Source organism: Pseudoalteromonas sp. DY56-GL79, assembly GCF_041414765.1.
GTDB lineage: Bacteria > Pseudomonadota > Gammaproteobacteria > Enterobacterales > Alteromonadaceae > Pseudoalteromonas > Pseudoalteromonas piscicida.
The window spans coordinates 129,083-131,355 of the sequence record NZ_JANHZS010000018.1 but is presented as its reverse complement, the minus strand read 5'-3'; the positions used below and the strand labels follow the sequence as shown (position 1 = coordinate 131,355).

Here is a 2,273-nt window from a genome sequence, read left to right as displayed (position 1 = left end):
CATCTTTAACGATTTTATATCGAAATTACCAACTTTGGTCGCGGGATAAACCCGCTGCTACAGGTTTATCCACATTCGTAGCAGCGACTTTAGGTCGCGATTGTTTTTACGCCTTTGCGTCACGAATCCTGTAAGATTTGATGTCACAACTCACCAACCTTGGTCACGGGATAAACCCGTTACTACCGATACACATCGCTTTTTTCAATTACTTCAATATCATAACCATCAGGATCTTTAATAAAAAAGAATCTTGCTATTAATACATTTTGATTATAAAAATCTTTGATTTCTTTAGGGCAATAACTATTCTCTTGAGCCTTGTTGTAGACAGCCTGCAAGCTATCTGTGGCGAAAGCCAAATGCCCATAGCCATTACCGATTGTATAATCTACAGTGGTGTCATGATTCCAAGTTAGCTCCAATTCAAACGAAGTTTCATCGTTGCCAAGATAGATAAGAGAAAAATCATTAAAGTCGATACGTCGTTTCACTACTAACGCAAATACATCATGATAAAATTTAATTGAGCGATCAGCGTCTTTTACTCTGATCATTGAGTGGATCATTTTTGCCATTACTTTACCTACGGAATTTATATGTGTGAACTCTACGCATCAACTGAGCCTCATCGTTACGAAGTAGCCAAACGTTCTATTCGTATTCAAGGAGCTGTTACTAGCCTCGCGTTAGAAAATGAAATATGGCAAGTATTAGAAACCATAGCTCAACGGGAAGATCTGGGTCTTGCCGAGTTTATTTCTTTACTTTACCAGGAAGTGATTGAACGTCATGGTGAGATCAAAAACTTGGCGTCTATGCTGCGTGTTACTTGCTTAACTTATCTTGCAAATAATAATGCGCTTGACGTAAGAAGTGGTAGTAACTGAGTACTACGTTTTAGTGTCGCTCCAAAAAGCGTTGCCATGTGATATTAGGATTAATAACCCGGATCGGAGAAATAACCTGCTTGAGCAAGTGAAAAGGTGGGCACGTAACTTCATGTCCATCTTGCTTTAAACCCAATAAATATTGAAAACTGTCTTTAGTCCCGAGCTGAATAGCTGATATTCTGATTTGTTGCTCGAAGTTTAGTCGTAAACTGCTGATCGCCGTTTTCATTCCTTGCTGATCAACATTGGGTAAACCACATTTTTGTAGATACCCTTGTCTTTCACCCTCTCCAGAAAACCATATTCTAACTTTCTCACTATAACGACCAGTTTTTGCAGGTAAATCAAACATAAGACGTCGATATTCTTGTTGTTTTACTAATGCTAGATATTGCTCTAAACCTGCTTGCCATAATGCAGGATGAATAGGCACCACTCGCGGTTGAATTTTACCATGGGTGTTAAAGTGAAATACATGAACGTGGTCTTTGTAGTAAACATCATCAAGTGTGAGTGAGCCAATTTCATCACTATACGCACCGGTGTAATAACTCAGTAAAGGTAGCCAAAAATGCCAATGTTTAGGCTGTTCACGCTTTAGTTTTTCATCTGAGTAGATATAACCGTTAAACAAGGTATGAAGCTCCATAGTGGAAAATGCTCTTCGGCCTAAATGAGATTTCATACTGTAGTCAACGTATTGAGTATACTAAAGATCTTAAGTTTAACGGTTTTTAGTCTTTTTCGGAAGTTTGATAGTCACCCTCCCGCCTAGACCCAGGCTTGTCCGTCAGCAGAAGCGTCATGGGGTCGCCTTTACATAAAATTGTAGAAACAGTCGCGACATAAAGTCGCTGCTACGCCAAACTCGTAGCAGCGGGTTTATCCCGTGATAGAAAACCAATAACGGTGACAGGATCTGCACAATAAAAAAGACCGTGACATAAGCCTACAGAAAGAATCTCGGCATGAAGTCATGAAAACAGTCGCGACATAAAGTCGCTGCTACACCAAACTTGTAGCAGCGGGTTTATCCCGCGATAGAAAACCAATAACGGTGACAGGATCTGCACAATAAAAAAGACAGTGACATAAGCCTACAGAAAGAATCTCGGCATGAAGTCATGAAAACAGTCGCGGCATGAAGTCATGAAAACAGTCGCGACATAAAGTCGCTGTTACGCCTAATTCGTAGCAGCGGGTTTATCCCGCGAGAAAAAACCAATAATGGCGACAGGATCTGCACAATAAAAAAAGACCGTGACATAAGCCTACAGAAAGAACCTCGGCATAAAGTCATGAAAACAGTCGCGACATAAAGTCGCTGCTACGTCAAACTTGTAGCAGCGGGTTTACCCCGCGATAGAAAACCAATAACGG

Annotated in this window: 3 protein-coding genes; 1 reads left to right on the top strand and 2 read right to left on the bottom strand. The window is 40.6% G+C overall.

Annotated elements, in window-relative coordinates; translation table 11 throughout:
* Nucleotides 1-182 precede the first annotated feature (182 nt).
* A complete protein-coding gene (locus NO992_RS14470) occupies nt 183-578 on the bottom strand; it encodes a VOC family protein (protein WP_371378303.1) in 396 nt (131 codons plus the stop codon).
* Nucleotides 579-599: 21 nt separating this feature from the next.
* Here NO992_RS14470 and NO992_RS14465 point away from each other — a divergent pair, with 21 nt between their 5' ends.
* A complete protein-coding gene (locus NO992_RS14465; RefSeq protein ID WP_017217090.1) occupies nt 600-890 on the top strand; it encodes a ribbon-helix-helix domain-containing protein in 291 nt (96 codons plus the stop codon).
* A gap of 10 nt (nt 891-900) precedes the next feature.
* On the opposite strand, the gene NO992_RS14460 is transcribed toward NO992_RS14465, so the two are convergent.
* On the bottom strand, nt 901-1,578 hold the full coding sequence (locus NO992_RS14460; RefSeq protein ID WP_371378300.1) for a hypothetical protein: 678 nt from the start codon (nt 1,576-1,578) through the stop codon (nt 901-903).
* Nucleotides 1,579-2,273: the final 695 nt, after the last annotated feature.

Excerpts from the sequence above, each read along its gene's own strand:
- NO992_RS14470 (WP_371378303.1), bottom strand. The coding sequence starts at position 578 with ATGGCAAAAATGATCCACTCAATGATCAGAGTAAAAGACGCTGATCGC.
- NO992_RS14465 (WP_017217090.1), top strand. The coding sequence starts at position 600 with ATGTGTGAACTCTACGCATCAACTGAGCCTCATCGTTACGAAGTAGCC.
- NO992_RS14460 (WP_371378300.1), bottom strand. The coding sequence starts at position 1,578 with ATGAAATCTCATTTAGGCCGAAGAGCATTTTCCACTATGGAGCTTCAT.